At 45.5% G+C, this 26613-nt stretch carries 25 protein-coding genes; 9 read left to right on the top strand and 16 right to left on the bottom strand.

Annotated features, from left to right (window positions below; translation table 11 throughout):
* Position 1: 1 nt before the first annotated feature.
* A complete protein-coding gene (locus GTQ38_RS12015) occupies positions 2-2350 on the bottom strand; it encodes a GAF domain-containing protein (protein ID WP_238857910.1) in 2349 nt (782 codons plus the stop codon).
* A gap of 136 nt (positions 2351-2486) precedes the next feature.
* Between GTQ38_RS12015 and GTQ38_RS12010 the strand changes: the two genes are divergently transcribed.
* The gene (locus tag GTQ38_RS12010; protein WP_161435763.1) at positions 2487-3386 is read left to right on the top strand and encodes a metallophosphoesterase family protein; all 900 of its coding nucleotides are present in this window, start codon (positions 2487-2489) and stop codon (positions 3384-3386) included.
* Between the two features lie 7 nt (positions 3387-3393).
* Here the strand turns inward: GTQ38_RS12010 and GTQ38_RS12005 are convergent, their stop codons facing one another.
* From GTQ38_RS12005 to GTQ38_RS11995, 3 genes are read right to left on the bottom strand one after another with little or no spacing between them, the layout of a single operon-like run.
* On the bottom strand, positions 3394-4119 hold the full coding sequence (locus GTQ38_RS12005) for an energy transducer TonB (RefSeq protein WP_161435762.1): 726 nt from the start codon (positions 4117-4119) through the stop codon (positions 3394-3396).
* A 59-nt stretch (positions 4120-4178) separates the two neighbouring features.
* Positions 4179-5804, bottom strand: coding sequence for a Gfo/Idh/MocA family protein (locus GTQ38_RS12000; protein WP_161435761.1), 1626 nt, complete (start codon positions 5802-5804; stop codon positions 4179-4181).
* Positions 5801-6295, bottom strand: a complete 495-nt coding sequence (locus GTQ38_RS11995; protein WP_161435760.1) for a DoxX family membrane protein — start codon at positions 6293-6295, stop codon at positions 5801-5803. The genes GTQ38_RS12000 and GTQ38_RS11995 overlap by 4 nt, the downstream gene beginning before the upstream one ends.
* 191 nt (positions 6296-6486) lie before the next feature.
* Here GTQ38_RS11995 and GTQ38_RS11990 point away from each other — a divergent pair, with 191 nt between their 5' ends.
* From GTQ38_RS11990 to GTQ38_RS11980, 3 genes are all read left to right on the top strand, one after another.
* On the top strand, positions 6487-6954 hold the full coding sequence (locus GTQ38_RS11990) for a RidA family protein (protein ID WP_161435759.1): 468 nt from the start codon (positions 6487-6489) through the stop codon (positions 6952-6954).
* 7 nt (positions 6955-6961) lie between these two features.
* Positions 6962-8062: a D-TA family PLP-dependent enzyme gene (locus GTQ38_RS11985; protein ID WP_161435758.1), complete on the top strand. Its 1101-nt coding sequence runs from the start codon at positions 6962-6964 to the stop codon at positions 8060-8062.
* A gap of 111 nt (positions 8063-8173) precedes the next feature.
* Complete coding sequence (locus GTQ38_RS11980) at positions 8174-8824, top strand: hypothetical protein (protein WP_161435757.1); 651 nt, start codon at positions 8174-8176, stop codon at positions 8822-8824.
* A 3-nt stretch (positions 8825-8827) separates the two neighbouring features.
* On the opposite strand, the gene GTQ38_RS11975 is transcribed toward GTQ38_RS11980, so the two are convergent.
* Positions 8828-10996 (bottom strand): acylase, encoded by a 2169-nt coding sequence (locus tag GTQ38_RS11975; RefSeq protein ID WP_161435756.1) that lies wholly within the window; start codon positions 10994-10996, stop codon positions 8828-8830.
* Positions 10997-11148: 152 nt separating this feature from the next.
* On the opposite strand from GTQ38_RS11975, the gene GTQ38_RS11970 reads away from it, so the two are divergent.
* The gene (locus GTQ38_RS11970; RefSeq protein ID WP_161435755.1) at positions 11149-12885 is read left to right on the top strand and encodes an ABC transporter ATP-binding protein; all 1737 of its coding nucleotides are present in this window, start codon (positions 11149-11151) and stop codon (positions 12883-12885) included.
* Between the two features lie 4 nt (positions 12886-12889).
* On the opposite strand, the gene GTQ38_RS11965 is transcribed toward GTQ38_RS11970, so the two are convergent.
* From GTQ38_RS11965 to GTQ38_RS11925, 9 genes are all read right to left on the bottom strand, one after another.
* Positions 12890-13219, bottom strand: a complete 330-nt coding sequence (locus GTQ38_RS11965; RefSeq protein ID WP_161435754.1) for a 2Fe-2S iron-sulfur cluster-binding family protein — start codon at positions 13217-13219, stop codon at positions 12890-12892.
* A 276-nt stretch (positions 13220-13495) separates the two neighbouring features.
* Positions 13496-14557, bottom strand: coding sequence for an NAD(P)/FAD-dependent oxidoreductase (locus GTQ38_RS11960; RefSeq protein WP_161435753.1), 1062 nt, complete (start codon positions 14555-14557; stop codon positions 13496-13498).
* Positions 14558-14631: 74 nt separating this feature from the next.
* Positions 14632-14871, bottom strand: coding sequence for a NifU family protein (locus tag GTQ38_RS11955; RefSeq protein WP_161435752.1), 240 nt, complete (start codon positions 14869-14871; stop codon positions 14632-14634).
* A gap of 2 nt (positions 14872-14873) precedes the next feature.
* Positions 14874-16016: an Mrp/NBP35 family ATP-binding protein gene (locus tag GTQ38_RS11950; protein WP_161435751.1), complete on the bottom strand. Its 1143-nt coding sequence runs from the start codon at positions 16014-16016 to the stop codon at positions 14874-14876.
* Positions 16017-16171: 155 nt separating this feature from the next.
* The gene (locus tag GTQ38_RS11945) at positions 16172-16507 is read right to left on the bottom strand and encodes an MGMT family protein (RefSeq protein ID WP_161435750.1); all 336 of its coding nucleotides are present in this window, start codon (positions 16505-16507) and stop codon (positions 16172-16174) included.
* 1 nt (position 16508) lies between these two features.
* Entirely contained in the window at positions 16509-17138 is a 630-nt protein-coding gene (locus tag GTQ38_RS11940; RefSeq protein ID WP_161435749.1) for a LysE family transporter, read from the bottom strand.
* Positions 17139-17141: 3 nt separating this feature from the next.
* Positions 17142-17813: a tRNA (guanosine(46)-N7)-methyltransferase TrmB gene (gene trmB / locus GTQ38_RS11935; protein ID WP_161435748.1), complete on the bottom strand. Its 672-nt coding sequence runs from the start codon at positions 17811-17813 to the stop codon at positions 17142-17144.
* Positions 17814-17866: 53 nt separating this feature from the next.
* A complete protein-coding gene (locus tag GTQ38_RS11930; RefSeq protein ID WP_161435747.1) occupies positions 17867-18919 on the bottom strand; it encodes a sensor histidine kinase in 1053 nt (350 codons plus the stop codon).
* Positions 18919-19605, bottom strand: a complete 687-nt coding sequence (locus GTQ38_RS11925) for a response regulator transcription factor (protein WP_161435746.1) — start codon at positions 19603-19605, stop codon at positions 18919-18921. The genes GTQ38_RS11930 and GTQ38_RS11925 overlap by 1 nt, the downstream gene beginning before the upstream one ends.
* Positions 19606-19926: 321 nt before the next feature.
* On the opposite strand from GTQ38_RS11925, the gene GTQ38_RS11920 reads away from it, so the two are divergent.
* The 3 genes from GTQ38_RS11920 (at position 19927) to GTQ38_RS11910 (ending at position 21816) form a co-directional block, all read left to right on the top strand.
* Entirely contained in the window at positions 19927-20238 is a 312-nt protein-coding gene (locus tag GTQ38_RS11920) for a T9SS type A sorting domain-containing protein (RefSeq protein ID WP_161435745.1), read from the top strand.
* A gap of 188 nt (positions 20239-20426) precedes the next feature.
* Entirely contained in the window at positions 20427-20750 is a 324-nt protein-coding gene (locus GTQ38_RS11915; protein WP_161435744.1) for a T9SS type A sorting domain-containing protein, read from the top strand.
* A gap of 88 nt (positions 20751-20838) precedes the next feature.
* Positions 20839-21816, top strand: a complete 978-nt coding sequence (locus tag GTQ38_RS11910; protein WP_161435743.1) for an acyl transferase — start codon at positions 20839-20841, stop codon at positions 21814-21816.
* 2 nt (positions 21817-21818) lie between these two features.
* Here the strand turns inward: GTQ38_RS11910 and GTQ38_RS11905 are convergent, their stop codons facing one another.
* On the bottom strand, positions 21819-22478 hold the full coding sequence (locus tag GTQ38_RS11905; RefSeq protein WP_161435742.1) for a hypothetical protein: 660 nt from the start codon (positions 22476-22478) through the stop codon (positions 21819-21821).
* Positions 22479-22497: 19 nt separating this feature from the next.
* A complete protein-coding gene (tyrS, locus tag GTQ38_RS11900) occupies positions 22498-23793 on the bottom strand; it encodes a tyrosine--tRNA ligase (protein ID WP_161435741.1) in 1296 nt (431 codons plus the stop codon).
* A 209-nt stretch (positions 23794-24002) separates the two neighbouring features.
* Between tyrS and GTQ38_RS11895 the strand changes: the two genes are divergently transcribed.
* A complete protein-coding gene (locus GTQ38_RS11895; protein ID WP_161435740.1) occupies positions 24003-26540 on the top strand; it encodes a TonB-dependent receptor plug domain-containing protein in 2538 nt (845 codons plus the stop codon).
* The last annotated feature ends 73 nt before the right edge of the window (positions 26541-26613 follow it).

Here is a 26613-nt window from a genome sequence, read left to right as displayed (position 1 = left end):
ATCAGACTTTCAACTCCTCCATAAGATCCTGGTACGTATAGGTCTTTTCAGATTCTTTGCCTTTTTTATACAGTATTTCTGCCCGAATGGCTTTCAGTCCGGAAACTCCCTGTAAGCCTTCCAACTCTACGATTTCCACGTTATTCGTGAAATATCCTTTGGATTTCAGGAAGGAAATATACCTCAGGTACTCCAGTTCGTCTTTCTTCTGGGAGTAAACAATAGAAAGCTTGCCTTTTTGGGTAAGTCTTTCATCAGTTCCCTTGATGTAGGACTTGTCTATACGTTTTTTGATGATCTCATACCTGGCGTTGTAAGTGCCGTCCACATCGAACTGCTTCTCATCCATACGGAAACGAATGGATAGGGAGGTACTGTAAACCAGTGCAAGTGAGGCCACATCCAATTGTACAGGAAGCTGCGGCTTGAGGTTATAGTACTTGTTCTCCATTTCGCACATCACCTGTAGCTGCCATAAGCGCAGGTTGCTCAGATAGAGGGGATCGTACTCCCTTTCTCCGGAAATGGAATCTCCTATGTACATATTGTGTTCTACACCGTCTGTTTTGAATCGCTCAAAATAATGCGGATACATTTCCTGTGCCTCCACCTGTTTCTGATCAATAACCCCTACCAGTGCGCGGTTGATTTCCATTACGCTCTCGTCATAATTCCTTCTGTGATCGTAATAGGACTGGGTGGTGCTGTCTATGGTATCCTCGTATTCCTTTACAGCCTTCTCCAGGTCCGGATGCAGCTTTTTGAGGTGGTCTAATACCGGATTTACCTCAGTCTGAACAAAGTCAAAAATGGTCTGTTCGCTATTGGAATAAAGGGTTTCTTTTATGCTTTCAATGTAATTATCAGCCCTGAAGATCAACTCTTCATAAATAGGCAGCTTTTCTTTTACAAAAGCGAGGTCCAGCACATCCTTGATGCTTGAGAGCTGTATCATCAGATCCCTTTGTATGGCCGTATTCCGTGCCTGTGAAGAATCCTTGATATCCACCTGCCCGTAAAGCGGATAAACGTCCTTGAATACGATCTCGCGGAAAGAAGCCTGCCTGCCTTCCAGGTCATCCACGATGAACCGTTTCGCCTCTTCCTGGAACTTCCAGTATACTGAGGAATGCACAGAGGTACATTCATGCTGAATGATGGCGTCTATGAGGTTCTCTTCTTCAATTTTCGATCGGATCACCGCCGAGACGATGTAAGGCATTACGTCGTCCAGCTTGGTGGCATTGACCCCGTTGAGTTGTCCTTTTTTGGTAGACACAACTTCCAAAACACCCAGAAGTTCATCTTCCGCGGCAATAGGAGCAAAGATGGCGCTCTTAATACCCTGGGCATGCAAGCCTTTATAGGGTTCACTGCCTCCTGAGATCTCAAAGTATTTGTCCACATCGCTGATCGCGAAATAGTCGTTGTCTTTCAATATTTTTCGGTACGAACCTTCGCAAAGGGCCGCATCGCAGTGTATGGTGTCCTTATCATTCAGTATAAAACTCTCCATTCCCTTTCCGTACACCCGCTCGAACTGATCACTTTTGGAATTATAGGTCACGAAGCCAACTCGCAAGTCTTTTAACCTGAAGAAAGATCTGAAAGTCTCCTGCAGGTCCTGCATAAAATCATCACTGCCTCGCTTGTCATTAGCGATCAACTCCGTTTTGATCTCGGAGATAGCTTGTTCCGCCGTAACATCGAACATATTGGATATCACAAAACCCTTGGAAACAAAACTTTCCGGTGGGATCTTCTCCTTCCACAACTTGAGGTCATCCGGGTTTTCCAGGAGTTCATCCACATCGTCCTGAGTAAGTTCCTTGGCCTTGTCCGTAGGGAACAATTCCATAAAATCCGCATTGTACAAAATGCGGTAGTGATGCATCACGCCGTTGGCATCAGGAATATCGTAGAAGTATGGTCTGCTGAAATCCAGTTTATAACCGTAGTAGAAGTTCAGTATCACAGTACAAGCCATGATATAATCTATTCCTTCATCACGGTTTCGGATAAAGGGCTTAAAATCAGGGCCGGCATTCTTGATAATTTTCTGAAAGCGTCTTGAAGAGTTAAAAACGATATCGTAATAAGGCAGGGAAGCCGCCTTTATCTCGTTCTCGCTTAGCACTTCAGCAAAAGAGTCCTGAAGTATGGTACTGATTACATCCTTGTGTTTATCCAAAAGGGAAACATCCGAAAACCCTTCTCTGAGTTCCGGATAGGGAGCCTGTACCTCCAAAACGTGTTTTGCTTTGGAAGCAAGCAGGGCATCCTTGCTTTTGGCCATCTCATCATAACTTCTCAGTAGCTTGTCAAAACTAATGAGATGTTTGAGAGGCATTTCTTTTTCTTTGGCTGCCATTGTGTTTCTAGGTCGTTGTTCAGAGCATAAAATTACAAAATAAGCCGTATTTATTTGTTAAAGTAATGTTTACGATGTTCGGCGCTTTTTTTGGATATTTATACAAATTTGATCCATGTCTTCATACACTCGCCTGGACAAGGCTTATAGGAACGCTAAAAAGATCCCTTTTGACGATTCGTCCAGGTTCATTCTTTTTAGTGACTGCCATCGTGGAGACAACAGTTTCGCCGACGATTTCGCGAACAACCGCAACATCTATTTTCACGCATTGAAGCACTATTACAATGAGGGCTTCCAGTATTGTGAGCTGGGCGACGGGGACGAATTATGGGAAAACCTGAGTTTTGAGCCCATATTCCTCGCCCATAAAAACGTTTTTGAACTCATGAGGCAATTCCATGAGGAAGATCGCTTGCACATGATCTACGGGAATCACGATATGGTCTACCGCAATCCTGATTACGTAAAGAAGCACCTCTACTCTTTTTTCGATCCCAAAGACGCCAAGGAAAAAGAATTACTCAAGGATCTGGTCTATCATGAGGCCCTGGTACTGAAACACAGTGACAGCGGCCAGGAAATTTTCCTGACCCATGGGCATCAGGCTGATTTTATGAACTACCACGGCTGGAGGATCAACCGCTTTCTGGTCCGTGTTCTTTGGAAACCTCTGCAGGTTTGGGGAATTGCCGATCCCACAAGCCCTGCAAAGAACTACAAAGAACTGATCAAGGTAGAAAAACGCATCAAAAAATGGATCTTGAAAAACGATCTACTCCTAACGGTGGCAGGACATACTCACAGGCCACGATTCCCGGAACCCGGTGAGATCCCTTTCTTCAACGATGGAAGCTGTGTTCATCCCAGAAGCATTACGGGAATTGAGATCAAGAATGGAACTATTGCGCTGATCAAATGGCAAATCGCTACCAAGGACGACGGCACGCTGCAAATCGTCCGCCTCTTACTCGAAGGTCCTCAGAAGATCATTGACTACATAGACGAAGACTAGCCCGTTTTTACTGGATCTTAAAGGTAACCGGTATGCTGTAAGGTACCTTTACCGCCCTACCTCTTTGCATTCCCGGGGTCATTTGCGGAAGGGAAGCCACTATACGGTGCGCTTCTTTCTCCAAAGCCTTATCCGGGCCTCGGGTTCTGATACCGACAACCATACCTTTATTGTCAATGTGAAATTGAACAAAGACCTTACCGGTAATACCCAATTCCAGGGCTACTGGCGGATACTTGAACTCTTTTCGGATATGTTCCTGGATCATCCTCTGGAAACAAGCCTTTCTTTCCGCATTGTTCATTGCGCTTTCGCAGCCCGGAAAAACAGGCACGTTTTCAATTACGGCGAATGGAACAATTATTTCTTCCTCTTCTTCACCTACCTCCACATCATCCACCGAGACCACGGCATCTTCAATAACCGCATCCTGGCTGGTCTCCGTGCTTTCGATTATGGTTTCTTCGATTTCCTCTGTGTCTTCCACCACTTCAATTAATTCCGGAGCAGCCGGAGGAGGTGGTGGTGGTGCCGTCTGAATGATTTCCGTTTTAGGAACGTCTTCGCTGAGATCTTCAACAGCTTCAGCCATTTCTAAAAGTACTTCATCTTTAGGATAGGATTTGTATTCCAACGCCCTCCATGTCAAAAAAAGTACTATCGTAAGTCCAATTACGAAAAATAGCCCGCTATCCCTGTTGAGGTCTGCTTTTGGATTTTTCTTTACTTGCATGATCCTGTACTTTAGATAATTAAGTTACAGGTCAGTCTAGCCAATAAAAATGATTTTTATCAGCTTTCGGCAAGTTCAGGCATCTGCGGCTTCCAAACTTCGTTATTATCCAGCAGCACCTGGTCGAAATCAATACCCTCAATCGGAACGATCTTCTGTTGTTCGCGGTCCCATTCAATTCTTCTTCCAAGCTTGTACGAGACGCCCGTCATATGAGCGGCAATAGCTTCGTCAAAACCTTCCTGGATTCCACAGCTTACCTTGCCTCCATTGCGAGTGGCGCTTAGCCATTCCCTGAGGTGAAGGAAGGTAGAGTCTACCCTGGCACCATTGATATAGGTCCACATTAAGCCTTTATCCGCGAAGTACTGCGAGGTAGCCGAAGAAACCGCATCTGGCACACTAGCCCCTGGATCGTATTGATAGATGGGTACCCTCGGATTCATTTTTTCGTTTTCCAGCATTTCCGCGTACTTGGTAGAACGACCGTCCGGCCATATGGTGAGCCTGTTACCCAGTTCCATGGTGCCATCGTGGCCCATCAGAATTGTTGGCCTGCTGAAACCGTTGCCCAGCGTAGCGCTGTAGACAAAGGTCATCCCTTTTTCTTTACCGGGGATCTGACTACTTCCGGTACTGAAATCCGAAAACTCCATATTTGCCTGAAGGACATCGGGGACATTTCTACCGTCGTTATGCGTATAAATTCCGCCCGAGGCCATTACAGAATTCGGGATACCCATGTTTAAAACACAATTTAATCTATCATAATCATGAGTAAGCAGATCTCCGGACAAACCGGAGCCGTAAGACCACCATTTTCTCCAGCGGAAGAAATGATTTTTGTTGAACGGTACCTTTGGAGCTGAACCAAGGAACTGCTCCCAGTCTATGGTTTGCTCACTCGCGCTCTCGTGAATATCGTAGTTCCAGGCCCCGTTATCATCATTTCTGTTCGTATTGGTCTGAATCAGCGAAACATGTCCCAAAACACCTTTCTCAATAATGTCCTGGGCGGTCTGAAAGCTTAGCGTCTGCCGGTGCTGATGGCCAACCATCAATACAGCTTTTGATTTTTCCGCCGCTTCTTTAAGCCTATAAGTCTCTTCAATGGTATGCGTCATAGGCTTTTCCACATAGGCGTGGATATTCCTGTTTAGGGCGTCAATGGCCATTGGAGCGTGCCAGTGGTCCGGGGTAGCGATAATTACAGCATCCACATCCCCACTATCCAGCATTTCCAGGTAATTAGCGTATCTCTTCACTTTATTTTGATCAGAAGTGAAAGCGGCTACCGCCTTTTCAGCCCTATAATCAAATACATCGCAGACTGCCACCAATTGAACATTGAGTTTTTCCTGGTTCAAGTAGTCCTTTAATGCGCTGTGCTTGGGATCCTCTTCGGCTGCCAACCTCATTTCTTCCATCCATTCCGGAGTGGCAAAGCCAAGCGAACGGCAAAGTTGTTCGCCCCTTATTCCAAATCCTATGATCCCCACACGGACCGGTTCCCCGGTCAGTTTTTGAACAGTTGAAGGCAGAGAAGGTTGAATGTTCAACTGTTGCAATATTTCTGAACGTTTTCTGTTTTTAGCTACGGCATGGTGCGCTCCGGCCCACCATACAGCGCCAAGGATAGGGATTCCGCCCAAACCCTTGAGCACATCTCGTCGATTCCAATTCATATCGCCTCTTTTTCAGTTAGTTTGTTTTTCTTTTTCCAAATACTGCTCAGCCCAAAATACTGTCCTGTTGGGAATTGATAAAGCAGGATACAAGCCACCAGCTCGATCAAATTTTTATTGACGAACCAGTAACTTCCTTCTACATTGACTTGTTGCAGCCAGGGGAAGGAGGGGTGAGCGAGATAGTACATTGCTAACAATAAAACCCCTACCATGGCCCCGATACGTTCAAATATACCGGTGATCAGTGTAAGCCCTACTACAATAAGAGCGATACAATTCAGGGAGTCAGCGATTCCCAGGAAGGGATCCTGGGTAAGTGTCAGAAAAAAGGGCTTTAAGGGCCCTTGGGCAGTGGCCAGGTATCCGAAGGAGGTCCAATCCGGATTGTAAACCTTGATTACCCCCTCATACAAAAAATGCCAGCCAATCAGAATTCGCAGCAAGACAACTGTGTGCCTTATCTGCCATAGTCCTTTGGTATTAGTCATTTCGGTTGTTTTGATTAATTCACTACAAGCTATAAAACTAATTCTTAAAAGCAGCATTTTTTATGATATTTATCAACTTGATGCGCCTGAAAACCGCAATTCGATTTCCTTTTTTACCGCCGTCCATTCTAATCTAAAAAAGGGTATATTTAGCAGGTAAATACGCGTAGAGAACATCACAATTTTCAAATATGAGCAGCACCCCTTCAGCCCGTTTAAAAGCACTTGGCCTGGAACTACCTCCAGCCCCTCCACCCGCCGGTTTGTACAAACCGGTCCTGGTGGTGGATAACTTTCTATATGTTTCCGGACAGGGGCCCATGCGGACAGACGGCTCCTATATGGAAGGTCGTGCCGGCGACGATCTCAACCTGGAACAGGCCAAGGCAGCCGCCAGGCAGGTTGGACTCACCATGCTATCCACCATACAAACGCATTTCGGAGACCTGGATAGGATAAAAAGAGTGGTCAAAGTACTGGGGATGGTGAACTCCACGGCCGAATTTGGGCAGCAACCATTGGTAATCAACGGGTTCAGCGAGTTGATGGCGGAAGTTTTCGGTCCGGATCTGGGTGTCGGTGTCCGCAGTGCTGTAGGCATGATGCTTCCCGGGAATATTCCGGTAGAGATAGAGGCGATGTTTGAACTTAATTCATAATTGTTATATGAATTCATCTTTGTGGTATGAGGTAAAGGATGCGGATGAGGTCCCCTCTCCAAGTCTGCTGGTTTATCCCGAAAGAGTTAAAAAGAATATTCAAACCATGATAGGCATGGTTGCGGATGTAAACCGTTTAAGGCCTCATATAAAAACGCATAAATCCGGAGATATTATTGATTTGCAGGTGGCGCAGGGTATCCGAAAATTCAAATGTGCCACACTGACGGAAGCGGAATTGTTAGGCCAAAAAGAGGTGGATGACGTTCTCTGGGCCTATCAGCCCCTGGGTCCGCATATCTGTAACTTCATTAAGCTGATCAAAACCTACCGCAATACCAGTTTTAGCACATTGGTGGATAACAGCGACAGCATTTCGGCTATCTCCGAAGCGGCGGAAAAAGCCGGTATAACAGTATCCCTGTACCTGGACCTTAACGTCGGAATGAATCGAACAGGCGTAGAGCCAGGAGAATATGCGATAGCACTTTACCAAAAAATATACGAAGACCCAAACCTAGAGGCGACAGGCCTTCACGCCTATGACGGGCATATTCGAGATCCTGATCCCGTAGCCAGGAAAAAGGACTGTGACCAGGCCTTTGAAAAAGTGACCCGGCTTAAGTCTCAATTAGAACAGATGGGAATGCTTGTACCTACCGTTGTTGCCGGTGGCTCACCATCTTTCCCCTTCCACGCCAAAAGACCAGGCGTAGAAGTAAGCCCTGGTACCACGCTACTTTGGGATGAGCGTTATGCCACTCTTTTTGATGATATGGATTTTATTCCTGCCGCGGTTTTGTTCACCAGGGTCTTGAGTAAACCAGCTCCCGGTATTCTTTGCCTCGATCTGGGGCATAAATCAGTGGCCCCTGAGATGAATTTCCCCAGGGTCAGGATCTTTGGTATGGAAGCATTAAAACAAGTCTCCCAGAGCGAAGAGCATTTGGTGCTTTCCAATGAAAACCTGGTGGATTTCAAAATAGGACAGGCCTGTTATGCTTTACCCATGCATATTTGTCCAACAGTGGCAAAATACCCTGAAATGCTTACCGTAGAGGATGGTGAGCTTAGCGGTAGCTGGAAGGTTCACGCGCGGGATCACTAGTTTCAGCTGGTCTGGATTCTTACCGTACATCTATTAGTTTATCGATTTTAACAGCATTTTATGGCCCTGTGGCAAGGTATTTGCTAACTTTATGTCATTGTATATCCGGCTATGAAAAGGATTCTGTTCATTCTTGCATTTGCTATTTTCTGCTTTCAAACCAGGGCGCAGACGGATATTCCACGAACTCAACCCTTGAAAATAGACGCCAATAACAACCTGGATGCCAAGAACAATCCAAAGCAGGGTACCGCACTTAAAATTCCGGCCTCTTTTGATAAGAAGATCAATTTCAATCTGAAAGACTCTCTTATGGCCAGGAATGTAAAGATGCTCCCGGACAGAGAGTTAAAGCAGGCCGGGCATGACCTGAAGATAGATCCCAAAGTAGGCGAACTGGAGACCGGCAAGTCGGACAAGCATTACGGGGATATGTATTTGGGTGATGTACGTACCGGCGGAAAATTTGTTGGGATCGTTTGCCGGGATCACGAATATGTAGACGGAGATCGGGTACGTATCTATGCCAATGACCATGTTGTGGAACACAATATATTACTCACAGGAAGTTTTAAGGGTATCAACCTGAATCTGGAAAAAGGCTTCAACCGCCTTGATTTTGAGGCACTGAACCAGGGGTCTTCCGGCCCGAATACCGCCCAGGTAGATGTATACGACGACAAGGGGCAACTCATTTATTCCAATAAGTGGCTTCTTTCCACAGGGTCCAAGGCTTCCCTTATCATTGTTAAGGACAATTAGTAACTACCGCTTCCCGGGCTGATAGGTCTCCCTGGCCCGTTTTAGGACATCTTCCTTGTAAAATGGCACTTCCTTAAATTTTACATCAGCGTAATCCTGAGCCTGATCGTCAAAATGTGGCGAATCAGGGTCTCCGCTTTGGCCTCCTGCCATTATAGTTTTGGCTTGTACCTTATCCCCAAACTCCACTACGGCTACAAAACTATTCCCCCTGGTACCGTATATCTTTTTGGTATTATTCGTATACCTGGCGCCGTAGGCCGCCAAAGCCCCCCATCTTCCGGAGGCAAAGCCTATAGGAATACTCGGTTTGGAATCATTAAAAGGTTGACGGATGTCTCCATTTAATCTTTGGTAGCGATTCACTTCTCCCCAGGCTACCTTCCAGGTGCCGAAATCCTGCTCTAGTTGATCGATAACCCCTGTAAAGATCTCCAACCTTTCCGAATGCGGAGATGACTTCCCAAAGTACGTCATGAGCTCCATATCACTCATGCTGCCAGGTCTTTTTCCATAGCGCCCGTAACGCGTACCGTAATAATGGCCCAGGGTCATACCTACGGATGTTTTGGAGGTCTTGTAATCCCAGTTTCGCAATACCTCAATGGGTTCTTTAAGTTTTTTTGGAGCATTGGATTTATCATAAGCCTCAACCAGGCCTGGTATCAGTGCTTCAAATGCCGGTAAATACGGATCATGCGCCAGCTTAATCAGACTATCCATAGCATATCCCGTTCGGTCTTTCAATAGTTCTACGGCGTGCACTCCCCGGAAGTTCTCGCGGTCTAAAGACATATACCGGGGATAATTCTCGCGCTTTGGGCTGTTCTCCAGGGCCGCAGTATAGGGTGTGGAATTGCAGTTCTGTATCCAACCGTTATCCGGGTTGAGGATCAGTATATTCTCATCCACGCTATGAAGCCCTTTCCAGTCCGTTTTTGGGTCCGAACCGTCAACGGGTTTTCTATAGTCGAACCGGGTGTCGCGGACAGGGATGAAATTCCCATGAAAATAGGCGATGTTGCCTTCGGCGTCCGCGTAAACCGTATTATTTGAGGAGTTGGTTCGAATATCCATCATCTTCCTAAATCCCTCGTAGCCTTCCTGCCTGGTCCGAATATAGGACTGTTCCAGTGCTTTTACCGGTTCCCACATCATAGCTGAGGCCACAGGCCTCCCACCATCCATATGAGTAACAGGACCGTGGTGAGTGTGATACATGGGGAAGGTCTTTTCCTTCATCATACCATCCTCACTATAACTCAATGTGACTTCCGAACTGCTCACCGGCCTCCATTCTTCTCCATACTGATAGCGCAGCTCGCCATCTATTTTGGAGATCTGCTCTACAAACTCATCCATGACATCGGTATAGGTAGACGTATGCATCCATCCGGTTTTTTCATTGAAGCCCTGGTAGATAAAAAACTGGCCCCAGGTTACCGCCCCATACGCATTCAGGCCTTCCTCACTTACGGCATGTACCTCACCCCGAAAGTAAAATGAAGTATGTGGGTTGATCAGCAACATGGCATTGCCGGATTGGGTCAGATCTCCGGATATGGCTATTCCGTTAGACCCCTGCGGTTCCAGTTCCTCCTCCTTCTTTTCGATCTCAATAAGCTCAGATTCCGGAAAGCTGATCCCATTCTCGTAAAAGGCCCTGATCTTCTCCACACTTATCCTCTCAATATCACCCCCAATAGACCCTTCACTGAAATACATTGGCATCCAGGGCTCAAAACGCTCCAGTAACCGGGGTTTGACCTCCGGATGGGTGTACAGATAATAGTTGATACCATCGGCGAAGGCATCACATAATTCTTTTAGCCATTCCGGGCTCTTCTCATAGTTCGCTATGGCTTCATCCTTGGTCATAAACAACCTGGCGCGTAAATCGCTGTACAGCGCATCCTTTCCTTCAACCTCAGCCAAACGGCCTATAGCCCAAATATAGTTCTGTTCCACTCGCTGAAAGTCGTCCTCGCATTGGGCGTACAACAAGCCAAATACCGCATCGGCGTCTGTCTTCCCGTATATATGAGGAACTCCGAAATCATCCCGGATGATGGTAGTATTTTCCGCATGTGCTTCCCAACGTGCCAGTTCCGTCTGAGGTTCGCTTTTGCAAGACAAGATCAGCAGCACTGTAAGACAAAATAGATTTCTCATAGGGTTTGGATATTGATCGGATGAGTGAAAATACTGTTCCTGAAACGGAAATGCTAATTTTAGCACAAAAAAGACATTCCCTCTAAAGACTTCTGTATCTCAGCCGATTTTTAGATTTATCTTTGCTTTTTCACTCTGCTGTATAACGAAACATGTCAAATAAAAAAGTAAGTATACTCAAAGCCTTTAAAACCATTATCTGGCCAAGGCGAAACCTGGTTTTTATTGGGCTGGTGCTGATTGTGATCAGTAAAGCCGCCAGTTTTGTCGCCCCGATGTCCCTGAAGTATTTGATGGATGATATTATTCCCAATAAGGATGTGGAATTCCTGAAAGTATTGGTTACTGTGGTGATATTGGCCATCCTGGTACAGGCAACCACCTCTTTCCTGCTTACGCGTATATTGAGCGTTCAGGCCCAATACATGATCTCTGAGTTACGCGCCCAGGTTCAAAAAAAGATCCTTTCCTTACCCATTCGGTTTTTTGACAATACCAAATCCGGCGAATTGGTATCCCGGATCATGACCGATGTGGAAGGGGTCCGGAATCTTATTGGCACTGGCCTGGTTCAACTAGTAGGAGGAACTGTAACTGCCGTGGTTGCCCTGATCCTTTTGTTGGATATCAGCCCTACAATGACCTTATTTGCACTTATCCCATTAGCCGTTTTCGCGGTAATCGCCTTAAAAGCATTTAAGATCATCCGACCAATTTTTAGAAATCGCGGAAAGATCAATGCGGAAGTCACAGGGAGGCTTACGGAAACCCTTGGAGGTATTCGGGTGATCAAAGGTTTCAATGCGGAAAAACAAGAGGAAGGGGTTTTTGAAGATGGGGTAAATAAGCTATATCAGAATGTCAAGAAGAGCCTTACGGCCACTGCATTTATGACAAGTTCATCTACTTTTTTGCTGGGTGTGGCCACCACGGGGATCATGGGAATAGGAGGATACAAGATCATGGTTGATCAGTTGACCGTTGGAGAATTCCTGACCTTTACCTTTCTGCTGGGTTTAATGGTGGCACCAATTGTTCAAATGAGTAATATCGGAAGCCAGCTTACCGAGGCCCTGGCCGGCCTGGACCGTACGGAGGAATTGATGAATATGCAGCCAGAGGCGAATGAGGATATCCGAAATATTAGCCTGAACGGGATCAAGGGGAATATGGTTTTTGAGGATGTTACTTTTGCCTATGAGGAAGATAAAGAGGTTTTACACAACATCAGTTTTGAGGCGCCGGCGGGATCCGTCGTAGCCCTGGTAGGCAGCTCAGGTTCTGGTAAAAGTACCATAGCAGGGCTTGCTGCAAGTTTTTTAACACCGGAATCGGGAATGGTCCGAATAGATGGGGAAGACCTTTCTAAAGTGGATTTGGATAGTTTCAGACAATATCTGGGTGTGGTTTTGCAGGATGATTTTTTATTCGAAGGAAGCATCAGGGAGAATATCCTGTTTCCCAGGCCTGATGCCTCCGAAGCCCAGTTAAAGGAAGCGGTAAAAGCAGCCTATGTAAATGAGTTTACAGACCGCTTTGAAGAGGGTCTGGATACCCTGATCGGCGAAAGGGGTATAAAGCTATCCGGTGGGCAGCGGCAACGCATCGCTATTGCCCGCGCCATTCTCGCGGATCCGAGGATACTGGTATTGGATGAAGCCACTTCTAACCTGGATACCGAGAGCGAAGCCTTAATTCAGAAAAGTTTGGCGGAACTCACCAAAGGACGTACGACCTTTGTAATTGCGCATCGATTAAGTACCATTAGAAAAGCAGACCAGATACTGGTCATAGAAAACGGCCGTATCGCGGAAAGGGGTACCCACGAAGAACTTATTGAAAAAAAGGGAAGGTATTACAATCTGTTTACCTACCAGGCCAGGATATGAGGGATCAGCTCTCCGGAGCCAACTCCACCTCCAAACCGTGTAGTTCCTCGGTCAGGTGGATCTGACAACCTAATCTGCTGTTGTCCTCCACGTAAAAAGCTTCCGCGAGCATTGCCTCTTCATCGTCCGATTTTTCAGGGAGATCGTGATCAGACTTTACATAGCACTGACAGGAAGCACACATGGCCATCCCTCCGCACACACCAATAGTACCTTCAGGCGCCAACTCATAAGACCTGACCAATTCCATGAGGTTCATATTCATATCTGTAGGGGCATCTACCTCATGAAGTACTCCCTCTCTATCGGTTATTTTAATTTTGATGTCAGTCATATATAAATGGGTGGGATGTTGGATTGTTGGATTATTGGATGGTTAGATTGCCAGATCGTTAGACTATTTGGATTGTTAGATTATTGGACTGTTAGACTATTGGACTATTTTATACTTAGACTATTGGATTATTGGATATTTGGATTGTTAGACTGCTCGATAGATAGACCATTTAGATCATTAGCACATTGTTACATTAATACATTGTTTCATTGATACATTGTTTCATTGATACATTGTTTCATTGATACATTAGTACACTGCTTTATTTTCAAATTATTCTATCGCTTTTACCACCGCCTTTGGTGCCTCTTTTTTACTTCCGTCAAAACCGTGGATACCGCCAACGGTTGTGTACTTCATCACATATCTCTTATCCGGGTGGATCCTCCTGTAAGCGCTCTGACACATCAGTGTAGCTTCATGAAATCCGCAAAGGATTAGTTTCAGCTTACCCGGATAGGTGTTTACATCCCCAATGGCATAAATTCCCGGAATGTTGGTCTGATAATCCAGGGTATTGTCTACTTTGATCGCATTCTTTTCTATTTCAAGGCCCCAGTCGGCAATTGGGCCTAATTTTGGGGACAGTCCGAACAGCGGGATAAAGTAGTCGGTGTGTAGTTCAATTTCCTTACCGTCCTCGGAAGTTTTTGTGACCACAACACTTTCCAGTTTATCTTTCCCCTTTAGATCGGTCACTTCTGCAGGGGTGATCAGTCTGATCTTACCCTGGTCTTTTAGCTGCTGTACTTTTTCCACAGAGTCCAGCGCCCCTCTGAATTCATTTCTACGATGTACCAGGGTTAACTCCGCTGCCATATCCGCCAGGTAGATGGTCCAGTCCAGAGCGGAATCCCCACCTCCGGCAATCACTACTTTCTTATCCCTGTATACCTCCGGATCCTTGATCATATATGCTACACCCTGGTCTTCGTACTGCGGCAGGTTCTTCAACAGGGGTTTGCGAGGTTCAAAACTTCCCAGTCCGCCGGCAATGGCTATTACCGGAGCCTGATGGCGCGTTCCGCGATTCGTAGTAACAACAAACTGTCCGTCCTCCAGTTTCTCTATGGTCTCTGCCCTTTCCCCCAGGGTAAAACCAGGTTGAAAAGGCTTAATTTGTTCCATCAAATTGGTCACCAGATCACCGGCGAGAATTTCAGGAAAACCGGGAATGTCATAGATAGGTTTTTTAGGGTAGATCTCAGCACATTGGCCCCCGGGTTGGGGTAAAGCGTCAATCAGATGGCATTTGAGCTGTAGAAGGCCGGCCTCAAAAACAGCAAAAAGACCCGTAGGTCCCGCTCCGATTATTAGAATGTCTGTTTTGATCATGTACTACTTTGCTTAGAAAAGAACAAACCTATGACTGTGTCAGATTCCAATCTATGACAAGTGTCAGCATGGGCCTAACTTATGTTGACCACCTTTTCAATCTGGGGTGCGTGTTTCTTGATAGTCATCTCAACCCCGCTCTTCAGGGTCATCTGATTTACACTACAGCCCACGCAAGTCCCCTCTAATTTTACCTTGACCAGGTTGTCATCATCAATGGAAACCAGGGATATGTCTCCTCCGTCACTCTGGAGGAAAGGCCTGATCTCTTCCAAAGCGTTTTCAACTTTTGTTCTTAGTTCCTCTGGTGTCATGATCATTTCTTTTTTACGGCAGAACAGCCAGCCATTGTCGTTATTTTGATCGCCTCTGTAGGCGGTAAACTCTTGTTTCTCAGAACCACCTCCTGAACCATATTTTTGGTAAGCTCCTCGAAAGCGGTCTCTATGGGAGTCGCGGTTTGCATGGCCGCCGGTCTCCCTACATCGCCTGCTTCCCTGATACTCTGCACCAGTGGGATCTCACCCAGAAATGGTACCTGCAGATCTTCGGCCAGGTACTTCGCCCCTGCTTTTCCAAAAATATAGTACTTGTTGTCAGGTAATTCCTCGGGCGTAAAATAAGCCATGTTTTCCACGATTCCAAGAACAGGAACGTTAATTGCCTGCTGTTGGAACATGGCAACACCCTTACGGGCATCGGCCAGAGCTACCTCCTGAGGAGTACTAACTACCACTGCACCAGTAACCGGTAAGGACTGCATAATGCTCAGGTGAATGTCACCTGTTCCCGGAGGAAGATCAACCAGCATAAAGTCGAGTTCTCCCCAGTGCGCGTCGAAGATCATTTGGTTCAGGGCTTTGGATGCCATAGGACCTCTCCAGATTACAGCCTGATTAGGCTGGGTAAAGAATCCTATGGACAATAGTTTTATCCCGTGGTTCTCTACCGGTTTCATTTTGGATTTTCCGCCTATTTGGGTCGCCAGGGGTTTTTCCTGAGCAACATCAAACATAATTGGCATGGAAGGCCCGTAGATATCCGCATCGAGCAAACCAACCTTGAATCCCATTTTGGCCAGGGTAACGGCCAGATTGGCGGTCACCGTAGATTTTCCTACTCCGCCCTTCCCGGACGCTACGGCGATAATATTTTGTATGCCCGGAATTGGTTTTCCTTTAATCTCGTTGACCTTGGGTTTAGCCGCGGCCTCCACCTTTACATTTACCGTGATCTTTGCCTTTTCATATACCTCCCTGTGAATGACCTTCAGGATCTCCACTTCCATTTTCTTTCGTGCCTGTAGGCTGGGGTTTTTGATGGTTACATCGACGATCACTTCGTCCCCGAACACTTGAAGGTTGGATAAAGCCCCGCTTTCCACCATATTCTGGCCCTCCCCGGGAGCCGAGATGCGCTCCAGGGCCTTTAAGACCGCATTTTTGTCAACTTTCTTCATTATTGACCTTTAGATAATGTAAAATCATTCTAAACAACAAAGATAGGCTATCCCGGGGAGATTAAGAAGGGGAAACATTGAAATGGACTATACGGGCATAGAGAGCGTAAATAAGCCAAAAGTCAGGAAATAAGTGTGAGGAGCCGCGTGCCTTTTTACAGTAGTTCTTTGGCCGGATCCCAAAAGTGTTCCTGGAAGTTCACCACCTGGTTGTCTTCCACCTGAACCCCCTCATTTTCCAAAAGCTGCTGCATCAGGTTAGTACCGTCAAAATGGTGTTTCCCTGTCAGCAAACCCTGTTTGTTTACCACACGGTGGGCCGGCACCCCTTCTACATTCCCAGCCCCGTTCATAGCCCAACCTACCATACGGGCACTTCGCGCGGCGCCCAAATATTTGGCGATGGCTCCGTAGGAAGTTACCCTACCATAAGGGATCAGCCTGGCAACTTCATATACTTTTTCAAAAAAATTCTTCTCGGAGGCTTTCATCTTATTTATATACGATACGGATTATAGTAATTGCCAGGAGTACGAGCATCAACGCGCTGAGGATGTAATTGGAATTCCTCGAAAACGCATGGGTCTTGGCTTCCAGTTTATTAAAATAGACGGTATACAAGTATAGCATGGAAAAGGTACCGCAACCGGCAGCCAGTATGAAGACCGCGATATCCCAAAGCTCAAATTTTATCCATCCTGAAGCATTCCACATCGCGTTTAGCCCGGCGTAATAAGGAATTGTAAGCAAATTCAGAGCAGCCAGCAGCATACCCTTAAAAAAACTGTTTTTTTTGCTCACCTTTACGATCTTGATCTTTTGCTTGGTTCTCCGTTTTGCTGACACAAAAAAGTAGACCGCGAAAAAAGCGAATACCGCAATGGCTACTTTTAAAAGCACGTCTATGACCTCGGGATTGCGATAGAGGAATTTGGAAATAAGAACGGCTACATAGGCCTGGGTCATGATCATTGTGGACACCCCCAGGCTAAAGATCACCCCGTTTAATTTTCCTTTTTCAACACTGGTCTTCGCCGCATTCATATTAAGCAGTCCGGGAGGAACAGTTGCCATAAAAGCAGCGGAAAAGGTCACGAAAAAGAGAATCAGTAAATGCGCCATGGATTATTGGGCCCTAAACTTTATATAAGTGATCGGTTTTCCGTTTTCAAGATACTGATTTTCGTAAAAAGTTTGAATTTTCAGCACCTCCTCCGGGCTCCCTTCATTTTTGTAAACATCGTGATTGGAATAGACAACTTCCATTCCCAAACCTTCTAACAAGCCCAGTGTATAACCGTGTAGAAATTCACTGTCTGTTTTCAAATTGATGTACCCTCCGGACTTGAGAATTTTTTGATACTTCTCAAGAAATGACGGATTGGTAAGCCGGTGTTTAGTACGCTTGTATTTGATTTGAGGATCTGGAAAAGTGATCCAGATCTCATCCACCTCGTTTTCGGCAAATAGGAGGTCTATCAATTCTATTTGAGTACGTAAGAAAGCCGCGTTTTCCAGCCCTTCCTCAAGGGCTGTCTTAGCGCCCCTCCAGAAGCGGGCACCTTTGATATCTACGCCAATAAAGTTCTTGTTCCTGTACTTCCTTGCAAGGCCCACGGTATATTCTCCTTTGCCACAACCCAATTCCAAAACCAGGGGATTGTCATTCCCAAAATAGGCACTCCAATTGCCTTTGAGGTCTGTCTCATCTGCCAACACTTCACTCCTTTTTGGTTGGATTACATTGGCAAAACCCTCATTCTCCTTGAATCTCTTTAGCTTATTCTTGCTTCCCACCAGGCCTTTTTTTCTATCAGGCAAAACTAAGAAAATCCCCAATGAGGACGATCTCAGGTATCCGCTTTTTCCAGGGTAAATGAGAATTCAGACCCTACATCTTCCACACTCTCCACGTAGATCTTTTCGTTATGCGCTTCAATAATGTGTTTTACGATGGCCAGTCCGAGTCCTGACCCTCCTTCCTTTCTGCTTCCGCTCTGGTCTACGCGATAGAAGCGCTCAAAAAGCCTGGGGATATGTTCCTCCGAGATGCCCTCCCCATTATCGGTGATCCTGACGATGACCTTGTTCTTGATCAGATTTTCTACGCTTACCTCGGTAGTGCCGTCATTGTTGCCATATTTAATGGAATTGACCAGCAAATTTGTGACAACCTGCTGGATCTTTTCCAGATCTGCCCTGACGTAGATCGGAGAAGGGTAATCCATGTCGAAAGTCAGCGAGATCTTCTTTTTCGCTGCTTTCATTTCAAGCAGATCAAAGACGCTTTGGATAAGTTCAATGATATCGAAATTGGATAATTCCAGATTCAGGTCTCCTGATTCCAGCTTAGTGATCAGGTCCAGGTCCTTAATGATATAGATTAATCTTTCCACCCCTTTATTGGCCCTTTGCAGGTATTTTTTACGGACATTCTTATCTTCCAAAGCTCCGTCCAGCAGCGTAAGTATATAGCCCTGTACAGTAAATAAAGGGGTCTTAAGCTCATGAGAGACATTGCCGAGAAAATCTTTGCGGTATTCTTCACGGATCTTAAGGGTGTCTATCTCTATTTTCTTGTCTTTGGCGAATTTCTCAATTTCCGCCGTCAGGGTCTTCATATCCGTGGTAATGGTACCCGGACTAAAGGAAGAAGATTCAAGCAGAGAGACATCGTCGTAGATCTGTTTTATCCTTCGGTAGATAAACTTTTCAACCCGGGTTTGGATCACCAGGAATGAAACACCAAGAACACCTAGGGTAAAAAGCAGTAGTACGGGCCACTGATGGCTCAAAACGCCCCTATACCATAGAAAAGCCCCGCTTGCCAGGGCTAAGAAAAGAGTGATGATTAAGGAGGACCGAAAAGCAAATCTATAGGATTTCTTTAGTCTAATGGCCATTATAATACGAACTTATACCCCACACCTTTGACCGTTTTGAAATGATTGTCCCCAATTTTTTCCCTTAGTTTTCTAATGTGAACATCAATCGTTCGGCCTCCGACCACGACTTCCTGACCCCATACCTTATCGAGGATGACTTCCCTTTTAAAAACCTTGTCAGGTTTGGAGGCCAGCAAAGCCAGTAATTCAAATTCCTTTCGCGGTAAGACAATTTCGGCGCCGTCGTTCAGCACCTTGTATTCTTCCCTGTTGATCACGATATTACCCACGCTAAGAACGTCTTCGGAAGTGCTGCTTTCCTCTTTCAAGCGTCGCAATAACGCCTTTACTTTACTGACGAGGACTTTAGGTTTGATGGGTTTGGTAATATAATCGTCTGCCCCTGCATCAAAACCGGCCACCTGGGAGTAGTCCTCACTGCGCGCGGTAAGAAAAGTGATAATTGTATTCTCCAGGCCTTTGGTACTCCTAATAATTTCGCAGGCTTCAATTCCGTCCATTTCAGGCATCATTACATCCAGGATAATAAGATGCGGATTTTTCTTCTTTGCCTTTTCCACGCCATCGACACCATTCTTAGCGGTAAAAACCTGATATCCCTGGGAGGAAAGGTTATAACTCAATATCTCCAAAATGTCCGGCTCATCGTCTACTAAAAGTATCCTAATGTCCTGTTTTTTCATGACGTCATATCTTTAGGTTGATCTGACCAAAAATAAAGATAATACTAATAAACCAAGTTTACTTAACATTGATTTAATAATGGTAACAAAATGATAACATAGGCCAGTGCATGGGGCATTTTGCCGGCCTGAGAACATCTGATTCCAAATAAAATCTTTATGCTAAAAAGTACCGGATTTTGTAGGAAAAGTCAGTTTATCGACACTTTGGTTAAGATTTTGTGCATTTCAACGAATTTTCTATTCAAAACCGTTTTTAAAACACAGCCGCTAGGCAAAATTTATATATTTGTGGTACATTCTTTGTGGTAAGCGTTTTATATGAAGCACTTTTACTTTGTCATTCTTTTCCTGGCTTTTTCTGCGACGACCTACGGGCAGCAGACCTTGGGTACCGGAGATATCGAAGGCTTCAAGCTATATCCCAACCCCGCTACTCAGGGTAAAGTCTATGTTGAGACTGCTGAAAACGCACCAAAAAAGATCATGATTTTCGATGTCCTTGGAACAAGGGTGATGGAAACTACCATTCTAGGCAAGGAACTCAATGTAGCAGATCTTGATCCCGGAGTCTATGTGATGCGGGTTTTTGAGAAAGATAAAGTGGCTACCCGAAAGCTGATCGTCAAGTAAAATTCCCTTTCCACAGAAGGCATAATTCCCTATATAGCTACGGCTAATCCGTTGATATTCTGCCCAAAAACATCGACCAACGGAACCCTCCGATGTTTTAACCTACAAAAAAAGAGTTTTCACAACAATTTATAGCAGACCGCGGCTGCTTGACCTATATTTACAACTCGGATCCCAAATCTGAATTAATGAAGCTAATCTACTTTTCCCTTTTCTGGGCATTTACTTTAGTGGCATCAGCGCAAGACAGTGGAGACATTGTTGACTATAACAATAGCCAAACCCACAAGTTTAAGCTGTATCCTAATCCCGCATTTGGAGATATCGTTTACATCACTACCTCGGAAAATGGTAGTAAGGAAATAACCGTCTATGATGTTTTTGGCAAAGCCGTCCTCAGAGAAAGGCTACGCAACAATGCCCTGGACATTTCCCCGCTGATCCCGGGAGTGTATGTTTTGCAACTCAGGCAGAACAACAAGACCATGACCCGAAAGCTGGTCGTGAAATAAGACAAACCTACCCAACTATAGATTGAGGCCCTGAACAATATTTCAGGGCTTTTATTTTGGTTATTTTTGCCCCAGCCAATACCTGATAATGAGCCCGGAATGGATTTTTGATCTTACCGACCAAAGCAACTTCGATGAGCATGCTCTGGAGATCTTCCAATATCAATACCGGGAGAACCCGGTTTATCAGAAATTTTGTCGCCTTCTGGGAAGAACCGCAAAGACCGTTAAGCAGAAGGGAGACATTCCCTTTCTTCCCATAGAATTTTTCAGATCGCATAGGGTGATTAGTGGAACCAAGCCACCAAAACTACAATTTAAAAGCAGTGGTACCACCGGAAACAGGACAAGCACTCATTTTGTTAGCGATGCGGATATTTATCAAAAAAGTTACCTGAAAGCTTTTGAATTGTTCTACGGCTCACCCAGGAACTGGTGCATTCTGGCTCTTTTACCTTCTTACCTGGAACGAAGGGATTCCTCCCTGATCTATATGGTGAACGATCTTATAGCACATAGCAGCCATCCGGAGAGTGGATTCTATCTCCGGAATATCGAAGCGCTGAAACAACAGCTGCTTGATAATGAAGCCGCTAAGATTCCCACCTTGCTCCTGGGAGTCTCCTTTGCACTGCTGGATATGGCCGAAAACTTTTCCCTAAGCCTGGAACATACTGTAGTTATGGAGACCGGCGGCATGAAAGGCCGGAGAAATGAACTGATCCGGGAAGAACTTCACCTTATCCTTAAAGAAGGCTTTGGCGTTTCGGAGATCCACTCGGAATACGGAATGACCGAGCTGCTTTCTCAGGCTTATTCGCGGGGAAACGGGAAATTCAGTACACCTCCATGGATGCAGATCAGTGTTCGTGATCCCGAGGATCCACTTAGCTTTAACCGCATAGGACAATCCGGGGGTATTAACGTCATTGACCTGGCTAATATCAATTCCTGCTCCTTTATCGCCACCCAGGATCTGGGGAAAGTATATGAAGATGGTTCTTTTGAAGTGCTCGGCCGTTTTGACCATTCAGATATCCGGGGTTGTAACCTGATGGTCCTCTGATCTTATACCTGAAATAGCTTTCTGAGCTCGGGAAGCACTCCGGCCTCAAGAGGATGGGCACTGGACAATAGCAATTCAGCCGCAGCGTATTCGCCATTGTAGACTTTCATTTTGGCCCGGGTATTAATACCCTTTTGAATCAACAGTTCCACAATTTCAGGAAGGTTCAAGGGTACACGTTGTCGCCAGAGTTCCACTCCGTTGCTAACGGCATAGTGCAAAAGAGTGGCCTTATGGCCGTAGTCTGATTTACTGTTAAGCAGTTTATCGTTAGCCGTCAGTAGTATATCCAGTTCCTTTAGTTCCCCGGCCAGCATTAGGTTTATCGCCCTTTCAAAATCGCCATTGTATGGCCGGTTCAGATGCAAGACTTCGGACCATCGACGAAAACCAAACTCATTGGCAATGGCCTGCCGGCAATCTTCGTGATCCAGATCCTCTTCCACCAAAGTAGCCTTATCCTTCCCAAGGTGTTTCCAGTGGTAATTGCTGATTTCGTTGAGGACACCGTCGTGTTTCTGTTGTACTCCTTCCCACATTCGGGCCGCTATAGCCTCCAGGTGGTCTTTAATGTTCTCGAATTGATCTATATCATACAGTAGATCTCCATAAAAGTCCGATACAGCACGAACACTTTCTGGTATGTAGATCTTCTGAGACACTTGTTAGAAGTGGATTTATTTATTCAACTACCATGATAAAATAGTTCTTCTTGCCGCGTTGCAGAAGGACATACTTATCATTGATCAGGTCTTTTTCAGTGAGAATTCGTTCCGGACTAACCTTTTCCTTGTTTACCGAGATGGCGTTTTGCTTTAATTCCCTACGGGCTTCCCCATTGGAAGCGAGAAATTGGGTCTTTGCAGACAACGCACCTATCATGTCCAGCCCCTCTTCTATATCAGATTTGGAAACTTTCGCCTGGGGAACTCCTTCAAAGACATCCAGAAAAGTTCCTTCGTCAAGCTGTTTCAACTCTTCGGAAGTAGACTTCCCAAATAGTATGGCACTGGCCTTTTCAGCCTTTTCCAATTCCGAGGCTGAATGAACCATGCGGGTAACTTCTTCGGCCAATTTCTTCTGCAAAACCCTTAAATGAGGTGCATTGTGTTGCTCGGTAACCAGGGCCTCAATTTCTTCCCTCTCCAGAAAAGTAAAGATCTTAATATATTTTTCCGCATCCTCGTCCGAGGTGTTCAACCAGTACTGATAGAATTTATATGGGGAGGTACGATGCGGGTCAAGCCAGACATTACCGCTTTCCGTTTTGCCGAACTTGGTACCGTCCGCCTTGGTGATCAACGGGCAGGTTAGCGCGTAACCTTTTCCGCCTTCTATCCTCCTGATCAGTTCCGTTCCGGTGGTAATGTTCCCCCACTGGTCGCTACCGCCCATCTGCAGGGTACAGTTATGCTTTCTGTAGAGGTGAAGAAAATCGTAGCCTTGCACCAGTTGATAAGTGAATTCGGTAAAGGACATACCTTCTTTAGCATCTGCAGATAACCGCTTACGCACGGAATCCTTAGCCATCATATAATTTACGGTAATGTGCTTGCCCACATCCCGAATGAAGTCCAGGAATGAAAACCCTTTCATCCAATCGTAGTTGTTTACCAACTTAGCCGCGTTGGCCGAGTCGCTGTCGAAGTCCAGAAAAAGGGATAGCTGCACCTTAAGGGCTTCCTCATTAGAACGCAGAGTGGTCTCGTCAAGCAAGTTCCGCTCAGCCGATTTTCCAGAGGGATCTCCGATCATCCCGGTAGCTCCACCCACCAATGCAATGGGCTTGTGCCCCGCTAATTGAAAATGGCGCAGCATCATTACACTTACAAGGTGACCGATGTGCAGTGAATCTGCCGTAGGATCTATCCCCACATAGGCAGATTGAATTCCGCTTAGCAAGTGCTCTTCGGTGCCGGGCATTGCATCGTGCAACATGCCTCTCCATCGCAATTCCTCAACAAAATTTGAATGCATAGGTTCGTCCTTTATAACAATGCTGCAAATATAGGATAAATCGATTGTTGCAATAGCCAAATAGCAGACTTCGTTTGAGGCCATATATACCGTCGTCGCCTAGTCAAAAAAAATGAAAGACATCTCAAAAACACGTGCGTAAATTCCTTATTTTTATGGGAGTTGCGCGCTAAGATATTGCTAAGAAATATATCCCTTCATCCTCCGAAATGAAAAAGAAAGTATCCAGGTTATTCCGATTTGCCCTTTTGTTTTTAATAATATTTGGTTTTCAGGCACCACAGCAGGAGAACAGGGTATTTGATCTCCTCTTGAGCAAACTCAGCATTTATGCCGGTAAGGAAAATCCTGAAAAAATACATGTGCACACAGATAAAGAGTACTATACGAGGGGAGAAACCCTCTGGTTTAAGGCTTATATATTAAATGGTATTACCCATCGTCCAAGCGACAAAAGCAAGGTAGTTTACGTTGAATTATTAGACGAAAATAACTATGTGGTCGCTGATAGAAGAATATTCGTGGATGACACTTCCGGAGCCGGGGATATTGACATTGGCGATAATATTAAGCAGGGCAAGTACAGGCTTCGAGCCTATACCAGGTATATGCTGAATAAACAGAAACCCTTGTACTTTGAAAAAGAGATCCCCATTTGGGCGCGGGAATTCGGGCTTTCCGATAGCTCCGAAGAACCGGAGGAAGCTGTAAAAAATGGGATGAGTTCTTTGGAGTTGACAGATTCCATAACCCCTGGATCTGGCCGGGTACAACAAATAAGGTTTTATCCGGAAGGAGGTGATCTGGTCAGTGGGTTGCTTAACAAGGTCGGAATTAAGGTCACTAATGGTTTGGGGAAGGGTGAGGCTGTCAGCGGGGTGGTAACGGATGATAACGGAGACTTCGTAACCAACTTCAGGAGCTATGAGTCTGGATTGGGATCCTTTAGTTTTATTCCCAAGCCTGATCGGACCTATTTCGCGAGCATAATGGCAGAAGGTAACGAGAAGAAATTCTCCTTACCGGAGGCCTCCCTGAACGGCTATGTACTTAGCGTAGAAAACAATACGGATCATCTGATATTGAAGGTAAAAGCAACCAGTCCCAACAGCCTGGAAGGTACATTGCTACTGGGCCATCTCAGAGGAGAGCTGTTTTACAAGCATATCGGAAAGCCCAAAGAAGAGGATGGTTACGCCCTCATGTTACCTACCTCAAAACTAAAGGATGGCGTTGCCCATTTCACGCTTTTTACTTCAAGTGGGGAGCCGGTATGCGAACGACTGGTATTTATCGATCCTTCTGATAATGATGCCCTTCTGGATGTTAAATTTGATAAGAACCGTTACAAGAAACGCGACAAGGTCACCTTAGACCTGCGACTAAAGGACCGGGATGATAATGGTCTCGAGGGCAATCTTTCCATGAGTATAGTAAAGCAGGCCTATCCCACAGCTGATGCCGTACCCGTTGCAGATATAAAAAGCTGGCTTTTGCTCAATTCTGACTTAGGCGACACCGTGGAAAATCCTGACTATTTCTTTAAGGATAACTCTATAGTCCGCAAAAGACAATTAGATCTGCTAATGCTTACTCACGGATGGCGAAGGTTTGTATGGAAGGATTTTCTTCAAAACGGCGTAAATAAGGCTTTGAAATATCAACCCGAAAAAGGTATCATGGTTACCGGGAAAACAACAGAATTAAACAATTCATTCAAATCCAGGGTCACTAATATCACCCTGGGGTTTTTGGGGCAGGAATCCTATTATGATACCAAAGTTACCGATGTAAGCGGACGGTTCAGTTTTGGGCCTTTTGCGTTCAATGACAGCATTAGCGTAGTATTGGATGCGACTACTTCGAGTAAAAAACGCAAGACCGACTCAAAACAAGTTTCCATAATCGTAGATTCCGAACTGCCCCGCTTAATCACCAAAGAGAAAAGGATTTCCAGGTGGACACAGAGCGCTCTGATGCAGGCAAGACACAATTTTAATAATATCTTCTCTGAAGAATTTAGCTATGACCCCGGAGTTGTCCAATTAGAGGAGGCTGTAATTACCCAGAAAAAAAAGAAGATCGCTGAGCAAATAGAGGAAGAGTTGAATTCGCTTACTCCATACGGAAAACCCAGTAACAGAATTATCCGGGATTCTGTTTTGGGGCATGAATCGCTCAGTCTTATGGATATGTTGATCATGATGCCCGGAGTACAGATAAAAGGCAACTTTCCTGGTCAGACCATAAAGATCCGGGGAGGTGTTCATAGTATTCAGGTTTCACCAGAACCCCTAATCCTGATGGATGGGGTTAAAATTCCCACCTCTGTAATTCAGCAAATGGATTCTTTTAGCGTATTGTTCATTGATCTGCTTGTAGGGGCCGATGCTGCATTTTTTGGAGTACGTGGGGCCAACGGCGTAATTGCAATTTACACGGATCGTGGCTCCAGGTACAACTTTACACAACAGCGCTCACCGGGTATCACCAGCTTTGTGATGCCAGGGTTTTATAAGACGAGGGAATTTTATGCGCCGGATTATTCCATTCCCAAACCAGAGCACAGTAAAGCGGATTACAGGCATACCTTGCACTGGGAACCTGTGATTCCGGTCAAAGATGGAAAATATGACCCTATTTCATTTTATACTGACGATAGTTCAGGCAACTACCGGGTAACTGTTGAAGGAGTAACGAGCGATGGCAGAGTGATCCACAAAACAGATATTTTTCATGTCGATTAAAAATGCCTTTACCACCAGCTAAGTTCAATTTTGAAACACGGTAAACACAAAATGTCAAAAAGTCTGAAAAGGG

Source organism: Poritiphilus flavus, assembly GCF_009901585.1.
GTDB classification, from domain to species: domain Bacteria; phylum Bacteroidota; class Bacteroidia; order Flavobacteriales; family Flavobacteriaceae; genus Poritiphilus; species Poritiphilus flavus.
This window is presented reverse-complemented; position numbering and strand designations above follow the sequence as displayed.

Excerpts from the sequence above, each read along its gene's own strand:
- GTQ38_RS11895 (WP_161435740.1), top strand. The coding sequence starts at position 24,003 with ATGAAAAAGAAAGTATCCAGGTTATTCCGATTTGCCCTTTTGTTTTTA.
- GTQ38_RS11910 (WP_161435743.1), top strand. The coding sequence starts at position 20,839 with ATGAGCCCGGAATGGATTTTTGATCTTACCGACCAAAGCAACTTCGAT.
- GTQ38_RS11940 (WP_161435749.1), bottom strand. The coding sequence starts at position 17,138 with ATGGCGCATTTACTGATTCTCTTTTTCGTGACCTTTTCCGCTGCTTTT.
- GTQ38_RS11915 (WP_161435744.1), top strand. The coding sequence starts at position 20,427 with ATGAAGCTAATCTACTTTTCCCTTTTCTGGGCATTTACTTTAGTGGCA.
- GTQ38_RS11990 (WP_161435759.1), top strand. The coding sequence starts at position 6,487 with ATGAGCAGCACCCCTTCAGCCCGTTTAAAAGCACTTGGCCTGGAACTA.
- GTQ38_RS11960 (WP_161435753.1), bottom strand. The coding sequence starts at position 14,557 with ATGATCAAAACAGACATTCTAATAATCGGAGCGGGACCTACGGGTCTT.
- GTQ38_RS11985 (WP_161435758.1), top strand. The coding sequence starts at position 6,962 with ATGAATTCATCTTTGTGGTATGAGGTAAAGGATGCGGATGAGGTCCCC.
- GTQ38_RS11995 (WP_161435760.1), bottom strand. The coding sequence starts at position 6,295 with ATGACTAATACCAAAGGACTATGGCAGATAAGGCACACAGTTGTCTTG.
- GTQ38_RS11955 (WP_161435752.1), bottom strand. The coding sequence starts at position 14,871 with ATGACACCAGAGGAACTAAGAACAAAAGTTGAAAACGCTTTGGAAGAG.
- GTQ38_RS11975 (WP_161435756.1), bottom strand. The coding sequence starts at position 10,996 with ATGAGAAATCTATTTTGTCTTACAGTGCTGCTGATCTTGTCTTGCAAA.
- GTQ38_RS12005 (WP_161435762.1), bottom strand. The coding sequence starts at position 4,119 with ATGCAAGTAAAGAAAAATCCAAAAGCAGACCTCAACAGGGATAGCGGG.
- GTQ38_RS11920 (WP_161435745.1), top strand. The coding sequence starts at position 19,927 with ATGAAGCACTTTTACTTTGTCATTCTTTTCCTGGCTTTTTCTGCGACG.
- GTQ38_RS12000 (WP_161435761.1), bottom strand. The coding sequence starts at position 5,804 with ATGAATTGGAATCGACGAGATGTGCTCAAGGGTTTGGGCGGAATCCCT.
- GTQ38_RS11970 (WP_161435755.1), top strand. The coding sequence starts at position 11,149 with ATGTCAAATAAAAAAGTAAGTATACTCAAAGCCTTTAAAACCATTATC.
- tyrS (WP_161435741.1), bottom strand. The coding sequence starts at position 23,793 with ATGCATTCAAATTTTGTTGAGGAATTGCGATGGAGAGGCATGTTGCAC.
- GTQ38_RS11945 (WP_161435750.1), bottom strand. The coding sequence starts at position 16,507 with ATGAAAGCCTCCGAGAAGAATTTTTTTGAAAAAGTATATGAAGTTGCC.
- GTQ38_RS11980 (WP_161435757.1), top strand. The coding sequence starts at position 8,174 with ATGAAAAGGATTCTGTTCATTCTTGCATTTGCTATTTTCTGCTTTCAA.
- GTQ38_RS11925 (WP_161435746.1), bottom strand. The coding sequence starts at position 19,605 with ATGAAAAAACAGGACATTAGGATACTTTTAGTAGACGATGAGCCGGAC.
- GTQ38_RS12010 (WP_161435763.1), top strand. The coding sequence starts at position 2,487 with ATGTCTTCATACACTCGCCTGGACAAGGCTTATAGGAACGCTAAAAAG.
- GTQ38_RS11930 (WP_161435747.1), bottom strand. The coding sequence starts at position 18,919 with ATGGCCATTAGACTAAAGAAATCCTATAGATTTGCTTTTCGGTCCTCC.
- GTQ38_RS11965 (WP_161435754.1), bottom strand. The coding sequence starts at position 13,219 with ATGACTGACATCAAAATTAAAATAACCGATAGAGAGGGAGTACTTCAT.
- GTQ38_RS12015 (WP_238857910.1), bottom strand. The coding sequence starts at position 2,350 with ATGCCTCTCAAACATCTCATTAGTTTTGACAAGCTACTGAGAAGTTAT.
- GTQ38_RS11950 (WP_161435751.1), bottom strand. The coding sequence starts at position 16,016 with ATGAAGAAAGTTGACAAAAATGCGGTCTTAAAGGCCCTGGAGCGCATC.